This window comes from Streptomyces sp. NBC_01298, from assembly GCF_035978755.1.
Classification (GTDB): domain Bacteria; phylum Actinomycetota; class Actinomycetes; order Streptomycetales; family Streptomycetaceae; genus Streptomyces.
The window spans coordinates 8511740-8535324 of the sequence record NZ_CP108414.1; the positions used below are offsets into that span (position 1 = coordinate 8511740).

The 23585-nt window shown below is 74.1% G+C and carries 17 protein-coding genes; 6 read left to right on the forward strand and 11 right to left on the reverse strand.

Annotation, left to right across the window (positions count from 1 at the left end; all coding sequences use genetic code 11):
- Positions 1-4 precede the first annotated feature (4 nt).
- Positions 5-1477, forward strand: coding sequence for a cytochrome P450 family protein (locus OG730_RS38840; RefSeq protein ID WP_327308700.1), 1473 nt, complete (start codon positions 5-7; stop codon positions 1475-1477).
- A 56-nt stretch (positions 1478-1533) separates the two neighbouring features.
- On the opposite strand, the gene OG730_RS38845 is transcribed toward OG730_RS38840, so the two are convergent.
- The gene (locus OG730_RS38845) at positions 1534-2316 is read right to left on the reverse strand and encodes a lysophospholipid acyltransferase family protein (protein ID WP_327308701.1); all 783 of its coding nucleotides are present in this window, start codon (positions 2314-2316) and stop codon (positions 1534-1536) included.
- A 76-nt stretch (positions 2317-2392) separates the two neighbouring features.
- Between OG730_RS38845 and OG730_RS38850 the strand changes: the two genes are divergently transcribed.
- Positions 2393-2656, forward strand: a complete 264-nt coding sequence (locus OG730_RS38850; protein WP_327308702.1) for a phosphopantetheine-binding protein — start codon at positions 2393-2395, stop codon at positions 2654-2656.
- A gap of 9 nt (positions 2657-2665) precedes the next feature.
- Positions 2666-3457, forward strand: a complete 792-nt coding sequence (locus OG730_RS38855) for a nucleotidyltransferase domain-containing protein (protein ID WP_327308703.1) — start codon at positions 2666-2668, stop codon at positions 3455-3457.
- On the opposite strand, the gene OG730_RS38860 is transcribed toward OG730_RS38855, so the two are convergent.
- Positions 3454-4392: an ion transporter gene (locus OG730_RS38860; RefSeq protein WP_327308704.1), complete on the reverse strand. Its 939-nt coding sequence runs from the start codon at positions 4390-4392 to the stop codon at positions 3454-3456. The genes OG730_RS38855 and OG730_RS38860 overlap by 4 nt on opposite strands.
- Positions 4393-4622: 230 nt before the next feature.
- Here OG730_RS38860 and OG730_RS38865 point away from each other — a divergent pair, with 230 nt between their 5' ends.
- On the forward strand, positions 4623-5948 hold the full coding sequence (locus tag OG730_RS38865) for a CoA transferase (protein ID WP_327308705.1): 1326 nt from the start codon (positions 4623-4625) through the stop codon (positions 5946-5948).
- A gap of 214 nt (positions 5949-6162) precedes the next feature.
- On the opposite strand, the gene OG730_RS38870 is transcribed toward OG730_RS38865, so the two are convergent.
- The gene (locus OG730_RS38870) at positions 6163-8190 is read right to left on the reverse strand and encodes a putative Ig domain-containing protein (RefSeq protein ID WP_327308706.1); all 2028 of its coding nucleotides are present in this window, start codon (positions 8188-8190) and stop codon (positions 6163-6165) included.
- Between the two features lie 599 nt (positions 8191-8789).
- On the opposite strand from OG730_RS38870, the gene OG730_RS38875 reads away from it, so the two are divergent.
- A complete protein-coding gene (locus OG730_RS38875) occupies positions 8790-11723 on the forward strand; it encodes a helix-turn-helix transcriptional regulator (RefSeq protein WP_327308707.1) in 2934 nt (977 codons plus the stop codon).
- Between the two features lie 55 nt (positions 11724-11778).
- Here the strand turns inward: OG730_RS38875 and OG730_RS38880 are convergent, their stop codons facing one another.
- The 7 genes from OG730_RS38880 to OG730_RS38910 form a co-directional block, all read right to left on the reverse strand.
- Positions 11779-13224, reverse strand: a complete 1446-nt coding sequence (locus OG730_RS38880; protein WP_327308708.1) for a glyceraldehyde-3-phosphate dehydrogenase — start codon at positions 13222-13224, stop codon at positions 11779-11781.
- A gap of 110 nt (positions 13225-13334) precedes the next feature.
- A complete protein-coding gene (locus tag OG730_RS38885; protein ID WP_327308709.1) occupies positions 13335-14057 on the reverse strand; it encodes an NADPH-dependent FMN reductase in 723 nt (240 codons plus the stop codon).
- A gap of 109 nt (positions 14058-14166) precedes the next feature.
- Positions 14167-14934, reverse strand: coding sequence for a 3-hydroxybutyrate dehydrogenase (locus OG730_RS38890; protein ID WP_327308710.1), 768 nt, complete (start codon positions 14932-14934; stop codon positions 14167-14169).
- 131 nt (positions 14935-15065) lie between these two features.
- On the reverse strand, positions 15066-16484 hold the full coding sequence (locus tag OG730_RS38895; protein ID WP_327308711.1) for a 3-hydroxybutyrate oligomer hydrolase family protein: 1419 nt from the start codon (positions 16482-16484) through the stop codon (positions 15066-15068).
- Between the two features lie 60 nt (positions 16485-16544).
- Positions 16545-17816 carry an extracellular catalytic domain type 1 short-chain-length polyhydroxyalkanoate depolymerase gene (locus OG730_RS38900; RefSeq protein ID WP_327308712.1) on the reverse strand — a complete coding sequence of 424 codons (1272 nt, stop codon included), beginning with the start codon at positions 17814-17816 and terminating at the stop codon, positions 16545-16547.
- A gap of 808 nt (positions 17817-18624) precedes the next feature.
- Positions 18625-19362, reverse strand: coding sequence for a CoA transferase subunit B (locus OG730_RS38905; protein ID WP_327308713.1), 738 nt, complete (start codon positions 19360-19362; stop codon positions 18625-18627).
- Position 19363: 1 nt separating this feature from the next.
- Positions 19364-20161 carry a CoA transferase subunit A gene (locus OG730_RS38910; RefSeq protein ID WP_327308714.1) on the reverse strand — a complete coding sequence of 266 codons (798 nt, stop codon included), beginning with the start codon at positions 20159-20161 and terminating at the stop codon, positions 19364-19366.
- A 249-nt stretch (positions 20162-20410) separates the two neighbouring features.
- Between OG730_RS38910 and OG730_RS38915 the strand changes: the two genes are divergently transcribed.
- The gene (locus tag OG730_RS38915) at positions 20411-21133 is read left to right on the forward strand and encodes a hypothetical protein (RefSeq protein WP_327308715.1); all 723 of its coding nucleotides are present in this window, start codon (positions 20411-20413) and stop codon (positions 21131-21133) included.
- 96 nt (positions 21134-21229) lie between these two features.
- On the opposite strand, the gene OG730_RS38920 is transcribed toward OG730_RS38915, so the two are convergent.
- A complete protein-coding gene (locus OG730_RS38920) occupies positions 21230-23482 on the reverse strand; it encodes a DEAD/DEAH box helicase (protein WP_327308716.1) in 2253 nt (750 codons plus the stop codon).
- Positions 23483-23585: the final 103 nt, after the last annotated feature.

Below are 23585 nucleotides of genomic sequence, written 5' to 3' on the forward strand. Positions count from 1 at the left end.
TGAGATGACCTCCGAACACGGCGACGGCGGCGAACACGGCGTGGCCTCCACGAAGACCGCGCCGCGACCCCCCGAGAGCGTCTGGGCCCTGGAGAACGCCGTGTTCAGCGCGGCCATGTTCGCCCAGCGACTGCCCTGGACCGACACCGCGGCCCGCGCGCTGGGCCTGGACGCGCTGACCCGTGAAGGGGTGCGGCGCTCCCTGCTGGACCACCTGCGGCGCACCCGCTCCGGACGACCGGTCCGGCTGCGCACCCCCTTCGGGAACTTCCTCGTACCCCTGGCCCCCGCCGCGTCCGAGGCCCTGTTGCTCCGGGCTGAGGAGGAAGGGGCGTTGGAGCCCGTCGCGGGGCTCACGGACGCCGGGGACCGCTACGGGCTGTCGCCGCACACGGAGCTGACCTGGGAGGTCATCGCGCCGGGCGACGAGCTGACCGCCCTCGTGGCCCGGGACGTGGACGAGGCCGTGGCCGGGCGGCGCGGGGACGGCACCCTGGAGCGGCGGGCCTGGGACGAGGCGATGGCACGACTGGGCCGGCGCCTGGTGGTGGGCGAACCGGCCGCCGAGGACACCCTGCTGAGCGAGATCGTCGCCCGGACGCCGGCAGCGCGGGGCCGGGGCGCCCGAGCGGAGCTGACGGCCGCCCTGCGGCGCAGGACGGCCGGCTACCTGGAGAGCCCCGATCCGGCCTCCCTGGTCGGACGGCTCGTCGGGGCGGGAGCGAGCGCCGACACCGTGGTCGCGGCGGTGGCCCACGTACTGGCCCTGGTCGCCGAGGCCGCCACCGGCACGACCCTGCAGGCGCTGGCCCTGCACGCGGTGGAGGCGGCGGACACTCCGGAGGAGGCCGTGGACCGGGCGCTGCGCCACTACCCGCCGGTGGCCGCGGCCGTGCACCGGGTGAAGGCGCCGTTCGTCTGGGAGGGCCTGGCGATCGGCGCCGGTACGGAGATCCTGTGCGCGCCGGGCTGGCTGTCGCAGGCCAAGGACGGCGCGGGCCCCGGCGTCTGGCCCTCCGCGCTGTGCGGTGGACCCGGCGCGTGTGCGGCGACGCGGTTCGCGGTGCTCGTCGCCGCGGAGCTCGTACGGGCCGTCACCGCGGTCTCCAGGCCGTTCGTGGTCCACCCGAAGCTGACCGCGGGGCGGCTCCCGGCGACGCTCGACGCGCGCTCGCTGCTCGTGTCCCTGGGGGAACTTCCCGGCGGTCGGGGCGACCGGCGGGTGACGGTCGGCAGGCCGGCGGCGCTGCCGACCGCGGTCCGCGGCTGCACGCCCGCGTCCTACGGGGCCCTGGCGCAGGCCAGCGCCGAGCGGCTGGCGGCGCACGCGGAGAGCCTGGCGGTCTGCGCCGGAGCGGACGGCTGGGACCGGGACGAGGCGGGGGAGCGCTTCCGCATGGTCCTGCTGGACCACGCCCAGCGGTGCGCACGGGCGGCCGACGGCGTACGGAAGGCGGCGAACCGGCTGGCGGACTGACGGCCGTGCCGGGATGACGGCCGGCCGTCATCCCGGTCGCCGAAAGGGCGCCACTGCTACCAGAAGGGCGTCTCGCGCCTGCCGCGCTCCCTGTCCACCAGGGACTGCACGGCTTCCTGTGCCTCGGCGCAGAGCAGACCGGCCGCGGTCCTGCGGGCGGAGTACGACTGCGGCCGGGGCGGTGCGGGGATCGGTTTGCCCACGGTGATGAGCCACTTCGAGGGCAGCGGGAGCAGCGTGGTCAGCGGGAAGTAGGGGAGGTCGAACAGGCGGGCCAGAGCTGGGATCTCACCGAACTTGGGATACGCCTCCTCGGCGCCGATCACGGACACGGGGACCACGGGCGCTCCGGCCTGGACGGCGGTCGCCGCGAATCCGGGGCTGAACGGTCGCAGCCGGTAGCGGTTCCGGAAAGGCTTTTCGAGCCCGGAGATTCCCTCGGGAAACACTCCCACGAGTTCACCTGCGGTCAGGTGTTCCAGTCCGAGCGTCGGATCGAGGGGAAAGGCGCCCAATTTCCGGGCGTACGAGCCGATCACCGGGAATCGAAAAGTAAGAGAGGCGGCCGGTACGTGCAAAGGCCGGTTCAGGACCTGTGTGAGTGATTTGATGAGAACGAAAGCGTCGAGCCCCCAAGCGCCCGAATGATTGGCCACGATCACGGCGGGCCCGCTCGTCGGAATGTTCTCCCAACCGGTCGTTTCGAGTCGGAAGTAGTCCTCCATCAGCCAGTCGAGCAGCCTGTCCCAGGCGCTTTCCCCGGCCTCGCCGAGCCGCTCCCTGGCGTAACGGAACTCGGCCGTCCCCGCCTCCATCACATCGATCACACTTTCCGACACGAGTATTCTCCCTTTTCCCACCGGTCTTCGGCGCCACCATGGCGCACGGACCGCCAGAGCGCAAACAGGAGTAGTCATGAGCACGTCCGCACCCGAATCCACGATCGGTCTGATCGCTGAAATCATCATCGCGATGGGAGAATCCCCCTCCGAGGACGTTCATGCCGGCGCCCGGATGCAGGACCTGCTGACCGATTCCCTCATGGTGGTGGAAATGGCCATCTCCCTGCACGACAGGCTGGCCGTCAAGGTCGACGAGGAGGAAGTCCGCGACCTCACCCTCGCCGAGTTCGCCGCGGTGCTCGACGCCCGGCTCCGGGACGCGCCCGCCCCTCGCTAGGCTGGCCCGATGACCGCAGAACTGCCCCCGGGCGGCGTGGAGATCACTCAGGCCGCGGCGGAAGCCAGGTGGGCGCACGCCTGGACCCCCGCCGAGGTGGCGGCCCGGCTCGCCGGGGTCCCGGCCCCCTGGTACGTCGCCGGGGGCTGGGCCGTCGACCTCTTCACGGGCGGGCCGCCCCGCCACCACGGCGACCTGGAGATCGCGGTCCCCGCGGCGAGCTTCCCCGAAATCCTGTCCAGGTTCCGGGAGTTCGCCTTCGACGTGGTGGCGCACGACCGCCTCTGGGAGCTCACGCCCGAGGTCTCGGGGCTCACCCACCAGACCTGGCTGCGCGATCCGGCGACCGGGAACTTCCTGGTGGACGTGTTCCGCGAGCCGCACGACGGCGAGACCTGGATCTACCGGCGCGACCCGTCCGTCCGGCTGCCGTACACCGCCGTCGTCCACCGGACACCGGACGGGATCCCCTACCTCGCGCCCGAGCTGGCCCTGCTGTTCAAGGCCAAGGCCGTCCGTCCCAAGGACCAGCAGGACTTCGCCCGCGCCCTGCCCCTGCTGGACGAGGCCCGGCGCGCGAGGCTGGCCGCGCTCGTCGAGCGGGAGCATCCGGGGCACGCCTGGCTCGCGGACCTCCGGCCGGGCGGTGCCCGACCGGCCGGAGGCCTTCCCGCCTGGTCAGACGGCTCGGACGATTCCGGTGGCTCCGGCGATTCCGCCGGGTCAGACGGCTCCGGCGGATCCGGCGGCTCCGGCGATTCCGCCGACTCTGCCCGTTCCGACGGTCCCCGCCGGTCCTAGCGGGCGCCCGCCGAAGCGTGGGCCGGCGCCGCGGTGGCCGTCGCCATCCCCGCCGACGGGGAGTGCACGGTGTCGAGCTGGGCCTCCATGTCGTCGAGCGCGCTGCGCACCGCCGCGATCCGCAGCAGGAGCTCGTCGGCCGCGTCCGGCGGCGACTGCGTCGCCAGCAGCGCCGCCCGCTTCTCCTCCTTCTCGGCCTCCTCCTCCATCTCCCGTGCTTCCTCAAGGGCGTTGAGGACCACGCCGATCAGCACGTTGACCAGCACGAAGGATCCGAAGAGCACGTAGGAGGCGTAGTAGAGGAGGCTCAGCGGGGAGATGGCCAGCCCCGCGTGGACGGCGTCCCCGAGCCCTTCGAGCGTCATCAGCAGGAACAGGGTCAGCGCCGCCCGGCCGATGGATCCGTAGTGCTGCGGGTCGTGGTGGGCGAAGCAGATCCAGCCGATCATCGCGTACACGTAGACGATCAGCGCGCCCACGAACAGGAAGCTGACGGTGCCCGGCAGGCTGCGGCCCACCGCGACCAGCAGGACCCGCAGCTGGGGCATGAACCGGGCGGTGCGCAGGACCCGCGCCAGCCGCAGCAGCCGCAGGAGCGTGGTGTTCTCCCGGAGGAACGGGATGAAGGCCGAGGAGACGACCAACAAGTCGAAGACGTTCCAGGGGTCTTGGAAGAAAGCTTTCGGCCGGTCGGCGTGCGCGCCCAGGCGGATCAGCATCTCCAGGGTGAAGGCGATCACGCAGAAACGCTCGGTCGCCGACAGGAGGCCGCTGTACTCGGCGGACAGGCCGCTGTACGTCTCGGCCCCCAGAAGCGCGGCGTTGAAGAGGATCACCGCGAAAACGGTGAGCGCGAACGCGGGCGCCTCGCACACGTCACGGCAGTGTGCGGCAAGCCTTCCACGCCAGGTGTCCACCGCGGTCGGGTCGGTCATCGTGCTCCCTCGTACGGGCCACCGGCCGCCCCCGGCCCGCACGCGCCGGCTGCGCCGCGACGGAAGACGAGGCAGCCGAGGCGATGTTCATGTTCCGCGTCGTGTAACGCCGTACGGGGAAAATCGAGACGCCCTGGAGCGCTACATCGCCCGATCGGGGACCCGGCCCGCCACACGAGGGACCCGGCCCCCGCCCGCCGCGGCCGCGGCGCGCCGGGCAGGATGGGCCCATGACGAGTCGAGACGGTGGGACCGGACAGGCATGGGCCGCCCTGGGCGGCCCCGGGGAGCTGGCGGGACGGGTCGGCTACCGGGGGCCCGACGGGCTGGGGGACGGGCCGCTGCCCGTACGCGAACTCGCGCGGGCCACGGTGGGCGTGTGCGCCCTGGCCGCCGCCGAGCTGGCCGCCGTACGGGCCGGCGGCGGCGCGGACGACGTGGCTCCGCTGCTGGTCGACGAAGGGGCCGTGGCCACGGCGTTCGTCAGCGAGCGCCACCTGCTGGTGGACGGCCGGCCACCCGTGACGTTCGCGCCGCTGTCGGGCTTCTGGCGCGCCGCCGACGGATGGGTGCGTACGCACGCCAACTACGCGCACCACGAAACCGCCTTGGTGCGGGTCCTGGCGGCCGGTACCCGGGACGGCGTGGCCCGGGCGATCGCCGGGCGGCGGGCCGTGGACGTCCAGGAGGAGGTCTACGCGGAGGGCGGGCTGGCGGTGGCGGTGACGCAGGAGTACGGCGCGCCGCAACCCCTCGTGGAACGCACCGCCTCGGGCGGGCGCGGGCGGCCCCTCGGCGCGCTCGCCGCGGGCACCGGACGGCCGCTGGAGGGGGTACGGGTGCTCGACCTGACCCGGGTCATCGCCGGGCCGGTGGCCACCAGGACCCTCGGGCTGCTCGGCGCGGACGTGCTGCGGATCGACTCCCCGCGCCTCCCGGAGTCGGACGACGCCTACGCGGACACGGGGTTCGGGAAGCGGTCCGTGCTCCTCGACCTCGGGGAGACGGGGGACCGGGCGGTCTTCGACGGCCTGCTGGCCGGGGCGGACGTGGTGGTGACCGGATACCGGCCGGGAGCACTGGAGCGGTACGGGCTGGACGCGGAGGAACTGCTGTCGCACCGGCCGGGGCTGGTGGTGGCCGAACTGTGCGCGTGGGGCCGGCGGGGTCCCTGGGCGGGGCGCCGGGGGTTCGACTCGCTGGTGCAGGCCGGGTACGGGATCTCCGCGGCCTGCGGGGACGGGCGCGCCCCCGGGGTGCTGCCGGCCCAGGCACTGGACCACGGGACGGGGTACCTGGTCGCCGCCGGAGTCCTACGGGCCCTCGCGGAGGGCGGTGGCCAGGCCCTGCGGTTCTCCCTGGCGGGAACGGCGTCGTGGCTGGTCCGCGAGGTCCGGGCGGCCGGCGCCGCCGTACCGGGGTACACCCCGGAGCCGTGGCTGCGGGAGACCGCGTCGGGGTACGGACCGCTGCGGTACGCGGCTTCGCCGCTCGGGGGCCTCGGATGGGACCGGGGGCCTTCCCGGTGGGGGACCGACCGGGCCGTCTGGCTCTGATCCGGACCCGGGGGCCGACACCGACAGCGGGGCCCACGCCAGTGCGGGGCCCCGGCCAGGGTGTCGGCCGGGGCCCCGCGGGTGGTGCCGACCGCCTCCGGGATGTGGAGGGGAGGGCATGGGTGGATCGAGTGGAGCGGATCGAACGGAGCGGATCGTGCGGAGTGCGTGAGGTCGCTGGTCAGGTCAACAGCTCACGCGCTCCGGAGCCGGCCTAGAAGTAGACGTTCCAGGTGACGTTGACCGAGGAGGACTTGCCCGCGGCGTCGGTCACGGTGAGGGTGCTGCCGCCGAAGCCCCAGGTGGTGGGGGAGCCGGTGATGACCCCCGTGGCGGCGTTGACGCTCAGGCCGGCGGGCAGGCCCGTGGCCTTGAAGGCGTAGGGGGCGGTGCCGCCGGTGGCCTTGAGGGCGAGGCTGACGGGCTTGCCGATGTAGACGGTCTGGTTGCCCGGGTTCGTCAGGACGGGGCTGGTGCCGGTGACGGTGCTGACGGTCCAGGAGAAGGTGGCGGACGCGGTCTTGCCGGCGTTGTCGGTGGCCGTGACGGTCACGTTGGAGGTTCCGGCCGTGGTGGCGGCACCGGTGATGGCTCCGGTCGTGGAGCCGATGCTCAGGCCGGCGGGCAGACCCGTCGCGGACCAGGCGTAGGGCGCGGTGCCACCGGCGGCCTTGACCGTCAGGTTGGCCGCGGCGCCGACGGCGGAGCTCTGGCTGCCGGGGTTGGTCACGGACAGGGCGGTGCCCGCCGTGGTGATGGTCCAGGAGAAGGAGGCGGAGCCGGTCTTGCCGGCGCTGTCGGTGGCGGTGACGGTCACGTTGGAGGTTCCGGCCGTGGTGGGGACGCCAGTGATGCCGCCGGTGTCGGAGGCGATGGCCAGGCCGGCGGGCAGGCCCGTGGCGGACCAGGTGTAGGGGGCCGTGCCACCCTCGGCGGTGTTCTTCAGCTCGGCTATCCGGGCGCCGATGACGCCGTTCTGGGCCGAGACCGCGGAGACGGTGACGTTGCCGGGCTGCGGGTTGGAGGTGGTCAGGGTCAGCTTGAACTTGGTCAGGGCCTCGATCACCGGCTGGAAGATGGTGAACTTCTCGCCGCTGCCCGAGGTACAGGTGGCACTGCCGCCGCCGGAGTGCAGGCCGACGGCCTTGCCGCCGGTCGCCGTGACGTACGAACCGCCGGAGTCGCCACCGGCCGAGCAGGCGCTGGAGTACGACAGGCCGTCGATGACGACGTTGCCGTAGTCGACTCTCTGGTTGACCTTGGTGACCTCACCGCACTGCATGTTGGTGGTCTGGCCGGAGCGGCAGATCGCGGTGCCGACGATGGCCTCGGCCGAGCCGGTGACCGTGACGTCCGGCTTCGCCGTGTAGCCCGACACCCTCGGGGCGAGGTTCCATCCCGCCTGGTCGACGTCGACCAGGCCGAAGTCGCCCTCGGAGCTGTTGATGCTGCTCTTGCCGTCCTTGTTGGACGTACCCATGCGGGTCCCGTCCTTGCCGTACACCGGCTGGTTGACGTCGTTGGTGCAGTGGCCGGCCGTCAGGAACGTCTTGCCGCTGTCCGCGGTCCGGCTGGCGGCGAACCCGATCGAGCAAGGGCTCTCGGAGCCCGGCACCCACTTCTCGCCGCCGACCACGTCACCGCCCTGCTGGCGCGGGCTGCCGGAGGTCTCGGTGACGTGGACGATGCCGCCCAGGGCGCCGAGGCGGGCGACGAAGGCGTCGGTGGACGCGTTGCGCGCCGTCCGGTCGACCGTGACGTCGATCCGGTTGTTCCGGACGTCAGGGCCCCAGGACACCACACCCGCGATCCCGGACCCGATGTCGCGGGTCACGGCCCGGGCGGTGGCGGCCAGTTCGGCCGGGCTGTAGCGGGCCGTCCGGGCCACGGCGCCCGCGTCCCGCACCACCGCGGCGTCCGCCGCGCCGGAGACGGCCGCGTTCAGCCGGCCCGTGGAGGAGTCGAACCACATGCCCGCCACCCGGTCGCCGATCCGGCCCCGGATGAGGGTGGCCGCCTTGCCGGCCGCGGTCTCGTCCGCGATCCGGTCCCGGACCTGCGCGGCGGAGAGGTGGAGGTCGCGCTGCATGGCCTCGAGGACCTGCGGGGACACGGACGGTCCGGGCCGCGCGGCCGGGGTGGCCTGAGCGGGCAGGGCGCCGAGGCCACCGAGCGCGACGACGGCCGTGACCGAGGCGGCCGCGACAGAGGCCCACTTGGGCCTGTTTGGCAGATTTCGCACGGAAATCCCTTCATGGGGGGCGGACCGGAGGGGTAGGCCGGTACGGATGGGCGTCCCGTGGGGGAGCACGGGACCCGTTCACGTCCCCGGAGCGCGGAGGTCGGGGAGCCGCTTCTGCGCACTCCGGGGTGGCCAACAGAGTGATCCCGGGCCGGTACCACGAGCATCGGAGGAATCCCTTGCTGCGATGTAGCAATGCCTCGGCGCCCGTTGCGCCGCACCCTGCCCCAACCCGCCCAGCCCCGGCCCGCGTTGTCCTCCCGGGTTGTCCTCACGCGGTGTCCTCACGCGTCGGCCGGGGCCGGGGCTCGCGCGCGCGGCGCGGGCGGCGGCCCGCGCGGCGCGCGCGACGGCGTCCCGGGCCCGTCGCGCCGGGCCCGGGACGCTGTACGGCGGGCCGCCCGGACCGCGCCCCCGCTCCTCCCGTGGAGGGTGCGGTGCCCCGGGTCTGCCACCCCGCACCCGGAGCTGGAACGGCCCGCCGTCGCACCACCATCGCCGGGAGCGGCACCCCTTGGCATCAGGGGAAACCCTTGATCCCCCGGCCCGGCGGCACCCGGCGTTGTCACGCGCACCGACGCCGCCTACGGTGCCTCCTCGTGACGCCAGACTCTGAATGGGACGACCCCGCGGACGACCCCGCGGACAGCCCCGCGGACAGCCCCGCGGACAGCCCCGCGGACAGCCCCGCGCCGGTCGCGGGGGGCCGGTACGCGGTCCCGGGCGCGGCCGGCCGTGCGGCCGCGCTGCTGGAGCGGGACGGGCGGGTGGCGCTCGCCGGCCCCTGGGGCGCGGGCAAGACCACCGTCCTGGAGGAGGTGCTGCGCACCCTGGCCCCGGCCTCGGGAACTGCCGGCGGCCCCAACTCCGGCTCCGGCTCCGGCTCCGGCTCCGCGCGTACGGTGCTGCGCGTCACCGCGGTCGAAGAGGACCGCGGCCACGTCTTCGGCGCGCTCGCCCAGATGCTGTCCCACTGCGGCCCGGCCCACCTCGCGGTGCTCTCCGGCCGGCAGAACGAGGTGGTCGACCGGATCCTGCACCGGGGCGCCGACGAACCGCTCGCCGGCTCCGAGCAGTTGCCCGCGCGCCTCGCGGTGACCGCGCTGCTGGCTTCGGGCCGCTGGATCCTGGCGGTGGACGGGGCTCAGTGGCTCGATCCGGCCAGCGCCGACGTCCTCGGCTACGCCCTGCGCACCCTCGCCGCACCCGGACTCACCGCGATCGTCACCGAACGCGTCCACGGCCGGGCGCAGGCCGCGGCCCGGCTGCTCGGCGGGCATCCCGCGCAGGTCGACGTGGACCCGCTCGACTCGGAGGAGACGGCCGCGCTGCTCGACGCGCACGGCCTGCCCACCCGCTGGGCCGGCCCCCTGCAGAGCCACTGCGGCGGACACCCCCTGCTGACCTCCGTGTCCTGTACGGCGCTCGCCCGGCTGCCCGCCTCGCAGCGGCACCGGCCCGCCATGGCCGGGCAGGCGGTCGACGCGGCCGGCGCCTGGCTGCGCTCCACACTGGGCGACGACGCCCGGCACACCCTGATGCTCGCCGCCCTGACGAGCCGGCCCTCCCTGCCGCTCCTCCTGCGGGCGGGCCGCTCCGACGCCGAGGAACACCTGGCCCAGGCCCAGGCCGCCGGGGTGCTGAGCGTGGACCCGGCGAGCGCAGTCCACTTCACGGCGGCCGCCCTCGCCCGGGCCGCCGCCCGCTCCGGGGCCCGGCCGCTGCGCGCGGCCCACCTGACGCTCGCGCGGGCCGTCGGAGACCCCGTGCACGAGGTGCGCCACCGGGCCCTCGCCGCGGACCTGCCCGACCAGGGACTCGCCGAGGACACCGAGACCGCCGCGACCACCGCCCGCGAGGCGGGAGAACGCTCCCTGGCCGCCGAGCTGTTCCTCCTGGCCGCCGAACTCACCCCGCCGGCCCGCTCCGCCACGCGCATCCGAAGGCTCTCGTACGCCGCCCAGGAGGCGGCCTGCGCCGGCTCCGTCGACATCGCGCGACAAGCGGCCGACGCGCTGACCGCCAGCAGGGCCGAGCCCACCGACCAGGTCACCGCGCTGCTCGCCGTCGTCGACGCCCACGGCCAGGCCATCTCCGATCTGGAGCCGCTGCTCGCACGCTGCCGGGAACTCGCGGCGGGCCACCCCGACCTGCTCGCCGCCGTCGAGCTCCGTGCGGCCATCGCCGCCAACGTCGCCCACGCGGCCCCGGAGCGGGCCCTGCGCGCGGCCGGCCGGGCCGCCGAACTCGCCGCCGCCGGAGGCCACCGGCCCCTCCAGGCCGCCGCCTTGACCATGCGCGCCCGGATGGAACGCGTCCTCGGCACCGCCGACGCGCCGGGCACCCTCGCCGAGGCCCTCGCCCTCGGGATCCCGGCCCAGCACTCCGGCATCCGCAACAGCGCCCAGTACCTCGCCGCCCGGCACGCCGTCTTCGACGACCGGCTGGCCGAAGCGCGCGAACGGCTCGTGGAACTGCTCGCGCTCGCCGAGCACGAGGGCGACGCCGAGGACCTGGTCGACATCTGGCGCAGCCTCGCCGAGGTGGACACCCGCCTCGGTGCCTGCGCCCCGGCGCTCGCGTGGGCCGATCAGGCCGTACGGCTGTCCACGGAGGCCGGGCTGTCCATGGGCCCCGCCTGGTACACCGCGGCGCTGACGCAGAGCGCCGCCGGATCCTTCGCGGCGGCCCTGCGCACCGCCTCGTGCGGGGCCCGCGCCTCACAGGAGGAGGGCGACGGACTGTACGTGTCGCGCAACCTCTGGATCATGGGCGCGGTCCAGCTGCACACCGGGGACGTCGCCGACGCCGTGGCCTCCCTCACGGCCGTCGCCGAGGCCGAGCGGCACGTCCCGTCCGCCGATCCCGGCATGTTCCGCTGGCAGCCGGACGCCGTGGAGGCCTTCACCTGCGCGGGCCGCCTCGACCTGGCCCGCGAACTGCTGGAGCGCGCGCGGCCCGTCGCCGGCGCGGCCGGGGCCGACTCGGGACCGGGGGCGGCGCTGGACCGGGCCCACGGGATCCTGCTGGCCCGCGACGGCGCCGTGGAGGAGGCGAGCGGCCTGCTGCACCGCACGGCGGACGCCTTCGAACGGCTGGGACTGCCTCTGGAGCAGGCCCGTACGCTGCTCGCCCTGGGCCGGGTCGAGCGGGCCCGCCGGCGCCAGGCGGCGGCCCGTACGGCCTGGGAGGCGGCCCGGGCCGTCTTCGACGACACCGGCGCCCGCCCCTGGCAGGAGCTCACCCGGGAGCTCCTCGACCGGGCGGGCGGATCGGCTCCGGCACCGGGCCAGGCCGCGGGACCCGCGGCGGGCGGGAGCAGGCTGACCGAGTCCGAGTCGCGCCTGGCGGACCTCATCTGCCAGGGCGCCACCAACCAGCAGGCCGCCCAGCACATGTTCATCTCGGTGAAGACCGTCGAGGGCATGCTGAGCCGCGTCTACCGCAAGCTCGGCGTCCGCTCGCGCACCCAGCTCGCCGCGGCCCGCGCCGCCGCGCCCCCGGCCCCGGACGCGCGAACGCCCCCCGAATGACCTGGGGTCACTCGGGGGGCGTCCGGTGGAACCGGTCCTACGGGGCCTCGGGCGATCAGGCCGCCGGCGCCGGGTAGGTCGGGTACTCGACTCCGGAGACGTACTGGACGACCCGGACGACCTGGCAGGAGTAGCCGAACTCGTTGTCGTACCAGAGGTAGAGGATCGCGTTGTCCCCGTCGACCTTGGTGGCGCCCGCGTCGACGATCGAGGCGTGACGCGAGCCGATGAAGTCGCTGGAGACCGCGTCCGGCGCCGTGGTGAAGTCGATCTGGCGCTTCAGCGGGGAGGTCAGCGACACCTCGCGGAGGTAGTCGAGCACCTCCTCGCGGGTGGTCTCGCGGCCCAGGCGCAGGCTGAGGATCGCGATCGAGACGTCCGGGACGGGGACGCGGATCGAGCTGCCGCTGATCGGGGCCTTGAGGTCGGGCAGCGCCTTGGCGACGGCCGAGGCCGCGCCGGTCTCCGTCATCACCATGTTGAGCGGCGCGGAACGGCCGCGACGGTCGGCACTGTGGTAGTTGTCCAGCAGGTTCTGGTCGTTGGTGAACGAGTGGACGGTCTCCACGTGGCCGCGCAGAACGCCGTACTCGTCCGCCATCGCCTTCAGCGGCGGGACGATCGCGTTGGTGGTGCAGGAGGCGCAGGACAGGATCTGCTCGTCCGGCTTGATCGTGTCGTGGTTGACGCCGTGCACGATGTTCGGGACGTCGCCCTTGCCCGGGGCCGTCAGGACGACCTTGTCGATACCGGGGCGCAGGTGCTTCGACAGACCCTCGCGGTCGCGCCACTTTCCGGTGTTGTCGATCAGGATGGCGTCCTTGATGCCGTACGCCGTGTAGTCGACCTCGGACGGGTCGTTGGCGTAGATCACCTTGATCTCGTTGCCGTTGGCGATGATCGTGCTGGTCGCCTCGTCCACGGTGATCGTGCCCTGGAACTGGCCGTGGATCGAGTCGCGGCGCAGCAGCGAGGCGCGCTTGACGAGGTCCGCCTCACCGCCGCCGCGGACGACGATGGCGCGCAGGCGCAGGCCGTTGCCGGAACCGGTCTTCTCGATGAGCAGGCGGGCGACGAGGCGGCCGATGCGGCCGAAGCCGTACAGGACCACGTCGCGGCCCTCGCCGCGCTCGATCTTGTTGGCGCCGGTGGCACCGGAGACGGCGCCGGCGGTGAACTCCTCCACCGACAGACCGCGGTCGTCCGTCGCGTACGCCGCGGCGAGCATGCCGAGGTCGATCTGCGAGGGACCGAGGTCGAGGGTGGTGAGCGCCTGGAGGAAGGGGAGGGTCTCGGTGACCGAGAGTTCCTCGCCGTCGATCTGGCGCGCGAAACGGTGGGTCTTGAGAATGCTCACCACGGACTTGTTCACCAAGGAGCGGCTGTGCAGGAGGATCGTGACGTCCCGCTCCCGGTGCAGCTTGCCGATGATCGGGATCATCGACTCCGCGATCTTCTCGCGGTTCTTCCAGTTGGTGAACGAGTCGTCATTGACAGTCACAGAATTATCTTTCGAGCTAGGCGGCGCTCATATGCTAACCCGCGCGCGGATCGCTCCGTCAGGCACCCCCTGAACACCTCCTGCACACCTTCTGATCAGCCCCTCAGCCCTCAGCCCTCGGCGCGCTGGGTCACGGGAGCGGTGCTCTCGTCGCCCAGGAACTCGTACCAGCGGCGCTGGAGGCACAGGTAACGGGTGTCCGCCTCGGCGAGCGCGAGGAAGGAATCGACCGTGTCGGCCAGTCGTCCGCGCAGGCTCGGATCGGTCAGCTCGCCGTCCTCGCCGAAGGCCGAGTGCGCCATGGCGAGACTGAACATGTCGGGGTACACCCGGGCTCCGAGGTGTTCCAGCGGGACCCGCAGCGCCCAGAGCCCGCGGTTCCCGCCGATCATCGACGGGGAGGCGGACACCAGCAGGGTCTGCTTGTCCTTGAAGGGCTGCGGCCGGAACCGGGACACCCAGTCGACGGCGTTCTTCAGGACGCCGGGTACGGAGGCGTTGTACTCGGGCGAGGCGATCACCAGGGCCTGCGCCGCGAGCAGCCGCTCGCGCAGGGCCGCCGCCCCGGCGGGCTGGCCTTCCGCCTGCTCGGCGTCGCCGTCGTAGGTGGGCATCACGAAGTCCCCGATCCGGGCGAGGTCCGCGACCGCGCCCGACCGCTCGACCTGACCGGCGACGAGCGCGGCCAGCCGGGCGTTCACGGAGCCCTCGCGGGACGATCCCGCGAGGACGAGGACCCGTAGCGCCTCGGTTCCGGAGGTGACGCTCGGGGAATCCGGCGCGGCCGGGTCCGTCGGGAACTTCGGGCTCTGGGGCTGGTTCGCATCGCTCACGTGCGGGACCGTACGGGACCCGCCGGTGCTCCCCGCGGCGCGGCGCACGGGCTGTCACCCGGACGGGGTCAGGCGGATGGGGTCAGCCGGGCGGGGGCGGCTCACGGGGTCAGCCCGCGCTCCAGCCGCCGTCGAGCGGGAGCGAGGTGCCCGTCACGTAACCGGTGTGCGGACCGCACAGCCACAGGGCGGCCGCCGCGACCTCCTCGGGCTCGATGAGCCGCTTGATCGGCGACCGGGTCAGCAGCACCTCGGAGAGCACGTCCCCGGCGGCTATGCCGTGCGCGGCGGCCTGGTCCAGGATCTGCCCCTCGACCAGGGGGGTGCGGACGTAGCCGGGGCTGATGCAGTTGCTGGTGACCCCGTACGGGGCCCCCTCGATCGCCGTGACCTTGCTCAGCCCCTCCAGCCCGTGCTTGGCCGCCACGTAGGCCGATTTGTACGCGCTGGCGCGCAGCCCGTGCACGCTGGAGATGTTGACCACCCGGCCCCAGCGGGCGGCGTACATGTGCGGCAGCACGTGGCGCAGCAGCAGGAAGGGCGCGGTGACCATCACCTGCTGGATCAGGGTGAAGCGTTCGGGCGGGAACTCGGTGATCGGGGCGACGTGCTGGAGCCCGGCGCTGTTGACCAGGATGTCGACGGCGCCGGGCAGCTCCCCGATGGCGGCGGGATCGGCCAGGTCGACGGCGTGGGCGTACCCGCCGACGAGGCCGGCGACGGCCTTCGCCGCCTCGGCGTCGACATCGGCCACGTGCACGACGGCCCCGGCCTCGGCCAGGGCCACCGCGCACGCCCGGCCGATACCGCTGCCGCCGCCCGTCACCAGGGCCACGCGTCCCGGCAACCGGGTGGGGGAAGGAAGTTCGCTCGTCATGGCTGGAAGCGTAGGGAGGGCCCCGGGCGCCGCCCACGGTGCCGGGAACCACACTCGGCGGCGCCCTTATGGAGACGATCACCATGTGGGCCCGGCGCCGGCCGGCGGTACGGACCGCGACCGGTTCGGCCTCAGGCGTCGAGCGGGCATCCGGTCAACAGGGCCGCCGGGGTGGCCGCCGGATCCCGCCGGACGGTGTGGCCGAGCGGAGGCCGCACCCCGCGGCCGATCCAGTCCTCCAGCGCGGTGAAGGCGGCGCGGTGGCAGGGGGTGAGGGGGCGCAGCCGGTCGGGGAAGGCGTCGACGAGGGAGTCCACGTGGGTGCCGCCCTCGATGCGGTAGTAGCGCAGCAGCGCCCCGCGGCCGGCCCGGCGGACCATCTCGGCGTAGACGTCGGAGTCCCGGGAGATGGGCAGGAGGACGTCGAGGGTGCCGTGCAGGGTGATCAGCGGTTTGCCGATCCGGCCGGTGAGGGCCGTCTTCGCGACGGCGTCCCGGACCTGCGCGGGCCGGTCGGCGTAGGCGTAGTCGGCGTCACAGGACGGCGTGCCGGGCGTGCAGAAGGGGGTCCCGGCCTCGGTCGCACCGTCGAAGCCCGGATCGAACTCCTCGCGGTAGATCCGCTGGGTGAGGTCCCAGTAATAGCCGTGGTGGAAGGGCCACAGGAACTCCGACCCGGCCGGGAAACCGGCGGCGAGCATCGCCTCGTGCGCCTGCCCGGCCCGCGGGCCGCCCGCCGCGTAGACGGGGTAGGCGGCCAGCGCGGGAGGCAGGAACGTGAGGAGGTTCGGCCCGTCGGCCCGCCACAGGGTGCCCTCCCAGTCCACCCCGCCGTCGTACAGCTCCGGATGGTTCTCCAGCTGCCAGCGCACCAGGTAGCCCCCGTTGGACATGCCGGTGGCCAGGGTGCGGCTCGGCGCCCGGCGGTAGCGCTGCGCGACGACCGTACGGGCGGCCCGGGTCAGCTCGGTGACCCGGGTGTTCCACTCGGCGACGGCGTCCCCGGGGCTCTGCCCGTCGCGGTGGAAGGCGGCCCCGGTATTGCCCTTGTCGGTGGCGGCGAAGGCGTAGCCGCGGGCCAGCACCCAGTCGCCGATGGCCCGGTCGTTGGAGTACTGCTCGCGCACCCCCGGGGAGCCCGCGACGACCAGTCCGCCGTTCCAGCGGTCGGGCAGCCGGATGACGAACTGGGCGTCGTGGTTCCAGCCGTGATTGGTGTTGGGGACGGCGGCCGGGGCGGCGGTGTCGGGGAAGTAGCCGTCGATCTGGATGCCCGGCACGCCGGTCGGGACGGCCAGGTCCTTGGGGGTGAGTCCGGCCCAGTCGGCCGGATCGGTGTGCCCGGAGGCCACCGTGCCTGCGGTGGTCAACTCCGCTAGGCAGGACGTTTGTTGGCGCTCCGCTCCCGGGACGTGAAGGCGAGCTTGGCGGGCGCAGTGGGCTTCGGTCTCACCGGCGGCGGCCGGGGGAGCGAGGAGGGCCGGCAGGGCCGAGGCCAGGAAGACGACGGCCGCGGCGGCGGTGGCGGCGGAACGGGTGGGCGCTGGCACGGGGGGCCTCCAGGGGGTGGGGGACTGGCGAGGGGCTGGCGGGCCGGCGGGGCCGGCGGCTCAGGGGCAGCCGGTGTCGGCGATCACGAAGTAGCCGGTGGGCGACTCCTGCAAGGTGTGCGTGACGTAGAGGTTGTAGAGGCCGAGGTTCTGGCCCGAACCCCTGGCGTACGCGTAGCTCCCGTCGGTCGTGGCCCGGCCCGCCTGCACCTGCTGGTAGTTGTTCGCCTTCCAACAGGCCGCGGGTTCGCCGGGGTCGGGATCGGGATCGGGATCCGGGTCGGGGTCGGGGTCGGTCGTGGAGGCGTCCAGGCCGAAGAACTTCGCGATCCAGTGGGCGGAGCAGATCGAGGCGAGGAAGTACGCCGCCCCGGTGTGCCCGCACTGACCGGGACCGGAGCCGGGGTCGACCGGGGTGCCGTGCCCGATGCCCGGGACCCGGTCCACCTCCACGGACACCGTGCCGTCGGTGGCCGTGTACTCCTCCTGCCGGGTCGCGTCGGGCCCGATGACGGAGGTGCGGGCGGGGGTCTGCGGGAGGCCGTGCAACGCCGTCCACTGGTCGCGCAGTTCATCGGCGTTGCGGGGAACGACGGTGGTGTCCGCGTCGCCCTGCCAGATCGCGACCCGGGGCCACGGGCCGGTCCACGCCGGATACGCGTCGCGCACCAACTGGGCCCAGGCGGCGGGGGACTTGTCCACACCTGGATTCATGCACGTATAGGGACCGCTCCCCTTGGCGCAGTCGTAGGGCAGTCCGGCGATCACCGCACCGGCCGCGAACACGTCCGGGTAGGCGGCGAGCATCACCGAGGTCATCGCGCCGCCGGCCGACAGGCCGGTGACGAAGGTGCGGGCGGGGTCGGCGGCGTAGGCGGAGGCGGCGTGCGCGGCCATCTGCCGGATGGACGCGGCCTCGCCCTGGCCGCGCCGGTTGTCCGCGGGCTGGAACCAGTTGAAGCACTTGCTCGGGTTGTTCGCGGAGGTGGTCTCCGCGAGCACCAGCAGGAAGCCGTCACGGTCGGCGAGTTCGGGCAGACCGGAGTTGTCCGCGTAGGTCTGGGCGTTCTGCGTGCAGCCGTGCAGGGCAATCACCACGGGCGGCACTGCCGGGAGGGAGGCCGGCCGGTACACGTACATGCCCAGCTGCCCGGGATTGGCGCCGAACCCGGTGACCCGCTGGAGCGTGACGGCGGCGCGGGCGGGGGACACGGGCCCGGCCACCACCCCGCCCACGGCCAGCAGCGCCAGTGCGAGCAGCCGCACGAGAGCGCGGCGGGTGCGCTGTCGGCCGGTGGGCCGGGCGTCGGACGATCTGCTGCGCGAGGACATGGCGGCTCCCTGAGGTGGGGGTGGCGGGTTGCGGGCGGTCGCAGGTCGGTTGCGGGCGGGGCGGGGCCCCGTCGCCCGGGGCGGGCGGCCTGCGGTGCCCGCCACCGTAGGACCGGCTCCTGCCGCGACGGCATGGTGCGGAGCGCCATATGTGGCTCGCGCTTGCGGGGGCCACGAGGGTTGCGGGCGGCTCCGGTCCGCTGCTAACCGCCTGATCTACTGGGGCACATGAGCATCGGGGAACTCATCGCACGAGCACGGCGGCTGGCAGCGCACGAGGGGCGGTGGATGGCGAGCCTCGGCCTGTGGGCGACGCGGCGCGCGCACGGGGTCGGGGTCGGGGACACCGCCGTCGGGTACGCGCGGGCCCAGGCGTCGACGATGTACGGGATGGTCTTCTTCCTCTCGATCGAGACGGCCGGGGTGTCCTTCATGCTCGCCGCGCATCCGGTGGCCCACCTGGTGATGCTGGTCCTCGACCTCTACACGGTGGTCCTGGTCCTGGGGCTGCACGCCGCCGCCGTCACCCGCCCCCACGTGGTGGGGCAGGGCGAGTTGCGGGTGAGGCGCGGTGCACGGCTGGATCTGCGGATCCCCCTGGACCGGATCGAGTCCGTCCGCCACGACCTCCGCTTCCCGGACGCGAACAGGTCCGAGGACGGGGTGCTGGACGTGGCCGTCGCCTCACAGACCTCGATCACCGTCACGCTGACCGAACCGGTCACCGTCGTGTCCCTGTGGGGGCGACGCACGCGGGTCCGAACGGTCCACTGCCACGCCGACGACCCGCGGACCGCCGTCGCGGCGATCAGACAGCTGTTGCCGGTGGCCGGACAGCGGCGCCCGCCGCCTCGACCGGCCCTGTCGTCGCCCCCGTCTCCACCACTGCCCCCACCGGCCCTGTCGCCGTCCCTGGCTCCACCGCCAGCTCCGCGGCCGTCGCCGCGCGGACCTGGTCCAGCGAGACCCCGGGCGCCAGTTCGCGCAGGAGGAAGCCCGCCGGGGTGATGTCGAGGACCGCGAGGTCGGTGATCACCCGGTGGACGACGCCGCGACCCGTCAGCGGCAGCGTGCACCGTTCCACTAGCTTCGGCGTGCCGTCCTTGGCCGTGTGCTCCATGAGCACGATCACCCGGCGCGCACCGTGCACCAGGTCCATCGCACCGCCCATCCCCTTGACCATCTTCCCGGGGATCATCCAGTTGGCCAGGTCGCCCGAGGCCGATACCTGCATGGCACCCAGCACCGCGGCGTCCACGTGCCCGCCGCGGATCATGCCGAAGGACAGCGCGGAGTCGAAGAACGCGGCCCCCGGCCGGACCGTCACCGTCTCCTTGCCCGCGTTGATCAGGTCCGGGTCCACCTGGTCGGCCGGCGGGTACGGGCCCACGCCCAGGACGCCGTTCTCCGACTGGAGCACCACCTCGACGCCGGGCGGCAGGTGGTTGGGGACGAGGGTCGGCAGGCCGATCCCGAGGTTCACGTACGTACCGTCGGACAGTTCCCGGGCGGCGCGGGCCGCCATCTGTTCGCGCGTCAGAGCCATGTCACATTCCGCCTTGCTGTTCGGGAACGAGGGGCATCCGGACCGTGAGGCGCTCCACGCGCCGCTCGGCCGCCGGATCACCGGGATCCACCAGGACCACGCGCCGCACGAAGATGCCGGGCAGGTGCACGGCGTCCGGGTCGAGCTCGCCCGGCTCGACCAGGGCCTCCACCTCGGCGATGGTGATCCGCCCCGCCATCGCCGCGAGGGGATTGAAATTGCGGGCCGAGGAGTGGAAGACGAGGTTGCCGTGCCGGTCCCCGACGGCCGCCCGCACGAGGGCGAAGTCCGTGGTGATGCCCTCCTCCAGGAGGTACTCCCGGCCGCCCCAACTCCGCAGCTCCCTGGGCGGCGAGGCCAGTGCGACGCCCCCGTCGGCGCGGTAGCGCCAGGGCAGCCCGCCCTCGGCGACCTGCGTACCGGCCCCGGCCGGGGTGTAGAACGCCGGGATGCCCGCGCCACCGGCCCGCAGCCGCTCGGCGAGGGTGCCCTGCGCGACCAGCTCCACTTCCAGCTCGCCGCTCAGGTACTGCCGGGCGAACTCCTTGTTCTCGCCCACGTACGAGCTGGTCATCCGGGCGATCCTGCCCTCGCGGAGCAGCAGCCCCAGGCCCCGGTCGTCCACCCCGCAGTTGTTGGACACCACTTCCAGACCGCGTACCTCCGCACGCTCCAGCAGCGCGCCGATCAGCACGCCCGGCACCCCGCACAACCCGAAGCCGCCCACCGCGAGCGAGGCTCCGGCGGGGATGTCCGCCACCGCCCCGGCCGCGCTCGCGACCACCTTGTCCAGTCCCATCGCACACCCTCCTCCGCCCGGTTCCGGGCCGCCGCCACCCGAACGGGCCGACGCGCGGCCGGGCCGGCCCGACCGACCCTAGGAACCACCGGGCCGCCCCGGCCATGGCGCCCGCCCACACACCGGGGCACCCTGCTGTGTGGACCGGGCGCGCCGGGGAACCGGTGGAGCCCCGCGCACGTCAGAGCCGTGCCGACAGGGCAACGGACAAACGGACAACGGACAACGGACATCGAGGGAGAGCTGCTGATGCTGCGTCGAACCAACCGGAGACACCTGCGCGTGGTGAAGGCGCAGGGGAGGCCGGCGCTGAAGGCAAGCGCGGCCGCCGCCGTGGCCGTGGGCGTGGCCGCCGTGCTGCTCACCGGCTGCGGAAAGGGGCCGGCCGCCCCGGCCGTACCCGATCCGGTCGCTCCCGTCGCGGTGGCCCCCTCACCCCGCCCGGACCGGACCTGCCCCGTGATGGACCCCACCGCACCGCAGTCGCCGCCGGCCCTCGTCGAGGGCACGCCGGGCAACACCCCCGAGGGGCAGCGGCTCTCGCAGGCCATCGGGGACCAGGGCTACGGCGCCTTCGCCGACGTCTACTCCACCCAGATCGTCGACCACCCGGCGGGCCGGGTCGCCCTGTGCGTCACCGACCTGGCCCGCGGCCGACTCCTGGTGGAGGCCGCGCACGCGGCCGATCCCGGCGCGGACCCGGCCCGGGCCGACCTGTACCTGAGCAAGTACTCGCACCGCGTCCTCCAGGCCGCCGGTGAGAAGCTCATCGGGCTGAAGGCGGAGTTCCCGATCTACACCGTCTCCGGCAGCCACGGTGCGGCGGTGGAGGTCACCACCACTGCGGAGGGCGCCGCTTCGGCCGAGTTCAAGGCGCGGCTGGAAAAGGCCACCGGCGGCATACCCGTCGCCGTCACGAAGGGAGACCAGCCCACGCCGCTCCTCGACGGCCCGATGCCGGCCGCCCGCTGACGCCCGGCCCCCGCCGGGCCGGGCGCTCCGGCCCGCGCGGGCCGTGCCGGGCCTTGCCGTGCAGTGCCGGGCCCGGCAAGATCCGAAAGGGACGGCCTAGCCCTGCCGGTGCGCTCCCGGCGCCTGCCACGTGTGCGCCGGGAGGGACTCCGCCAGGGTCGAGAAGAACCGCTGGTCGCGCCATGCCTCCAGGTTGCCGATGACGAAGAGGCGGCGTTTGGCGCGGCTGACCGCGACGTTGAGGAGGTTCGGGGCGGACGCGGCCCAGGTGCGGGCGCCCGGGCGGCCCGGGTCGGTGCCCAGGATCAGGATGACGACGTCGGACTCCTTGCCCTGCGTCGTGTGGACCGTACCCACCCGGTCGGCCGGCATCAGGTCCCGGCACACCCCCTTCGCGCCCGCCACGACCTGCCGGAAGGGGCTGATCACGAACACGTCCCGGGCCAGGTCCACGCCGCCCTCGTCGCGCAGCCGTTCCAGCACGCGCCGCAGGGCCCGCCCCTCCTCCGGGATCCAGTGCCCGTCGGCCTCCGCGCCGGTCACGTTCACCCAGCTGCTCGTCGGCCGGTAGAGGTACGGATCGCGCTCCGCCGTCCCCTGGACCATCAGGCCGTCGTAGGCGACCGCGTTGCTGATGGAGAACATCGGGTCGTCGCACCGCCGGTGCACGCGCAGCGGCGAGCCGACCCACACCTCGTGGCTGCCGTCGGGCAGTTCGGCCGGCAGCAGGGTGCCGTAGCGGTTCGCGCGGTCGGCGAGCTGCTGCACCGAGGTGCGGCTTGGCGCCCATTCCTCGGCGGCGCCGAAGTCGTCGCGCAGGGCGCGCTGCGCCGTCCAGGGCAGGACCACGACCGGCTCCAGCTGGAGCGGGTCGCCGACCACGACGGTGCGCCGGGCCCGCCACATGCCCCCGACCGCCATCTGCGGTGTCGCCTGACCGGCCTCGTCGACGAACAGCCAGCCCAGCGCCTCCGGCCCGAGCCGCCCGAAGACCCGGTCGAGCGAGGCGAACGTGGTCGAGACGACCGGGACCACGAGGAACACGCTCTGCCACGCCGCCCGTAGGTGAGCCTCGGGCACCGTCTTGGGCACCGCTCCGGCCACGGCGTCCATGCCGGCCATCAGGTTGGCGTACATGGTGCGGGCCGTGCACCGCAGGAAGGCCTGGTGGAGGTGGAGGGCCGCGAGGAACAGCTCCGTGCGGGCGGCCGTGATCTCGGGGTCGGACCAGGGGGCGGCGAGCTCGCGCGCCGCGTCCTCATCGGTGAGCCACGCGTCCTGCGGTACGGACCGGCCCCAGCGCCCGCGGGCCGCCGCGACGGTCTCCTCCGCCCGGGTGACACGGCCGCGTTCCGCTTCCGCGGCCTCCTCACGGGCGCGCAGCCGGGCCGCCGCCGCGCCCACGGCGCCCCGTACGCCGTCCCGCTCGGCCTGCGCCGCATCGCGCGCCCGGCGTGCGTCGGCGACCAGGTCCGCCGCACCTGCCTCCTCCGCGTGCCAGGTGCGCGCCGCCCGGCCCAGGGTGAAGAGGCTGACCGTGAACCCCGGGCGCCGGGCCAGATGCGCCTGGTGTGCCCGCTCCGCCCGGGCCAGGGCCTGTTCGGCGCCGGCCAGCGCCTCCTCGGCGGGCGGCAGGGTCTCCCGTACGCGCTCCAGTTCCGCCGCGTGCCGCGGTACGGCCAGCTGCGCCCCGCGCAGGGCCTCGTACGCGGTGGTGAGTCCCTCGTACGCCTCGGCGGCGACGGCCCGCTCGGCGCGCAGCCGCTCCACCTCGGACAGCGCGGCCTCGAAGCGCTGCCTTCCCTCGCGCCACACGCCCGCCTGCGGGGTGTCGCGCCACTGGCGCAGGAGGTGGGAGAGGCCGCTGCCGCTGTCGATCCAGGCGTTGCGGGGCCGCCGGCCGCGGCCGTCCGGCTGCGGGGGGACGGGCGGCGGCGCGGTGGCGCCGGTGTCGGTCTGCCGGTACTTGCCGTGCCAGAAGCGGTTGACGAACTCCAGGCGGTTCTTCTTGCTGCCCAGCCGGGCCGCCACCGCGCCCCACGCCGGCTCGCCCTTGAGCAGCCGGGTAGCCTGCTCGGCGAAGTAATCGGCGCTGTCCCGCCACTGTTCGCCCAGCGCCTCACGGGCCGGGATCTCGGTGGAGATGTTCTCCACGGCCCCGTTGTTGGCGGAGGCGACGACCATCTCGAAGCCGGTGAACTCCGGGCGCAGCGGCGTGACCGTACGGGTGTAGTCGCCGCTCTTCCACACGTACGGGGCCTGCTCCGCGAAGGCCTGCGACGGCAGGCGCAGCGCGGCGAGGCGGCGGGCCCGCTCGACGACGGCCGCGGCGAAGCAGTCGCGCAGCATGGTGGTCTTGCCGGTGCCGGGCGGGCCGTTGACGGCGAAGATCCCGGCGCCCGGGGCCAGTTCGGCGTGGATGGCGTTGACGGCGAACTGCTGGCTCAGCGCG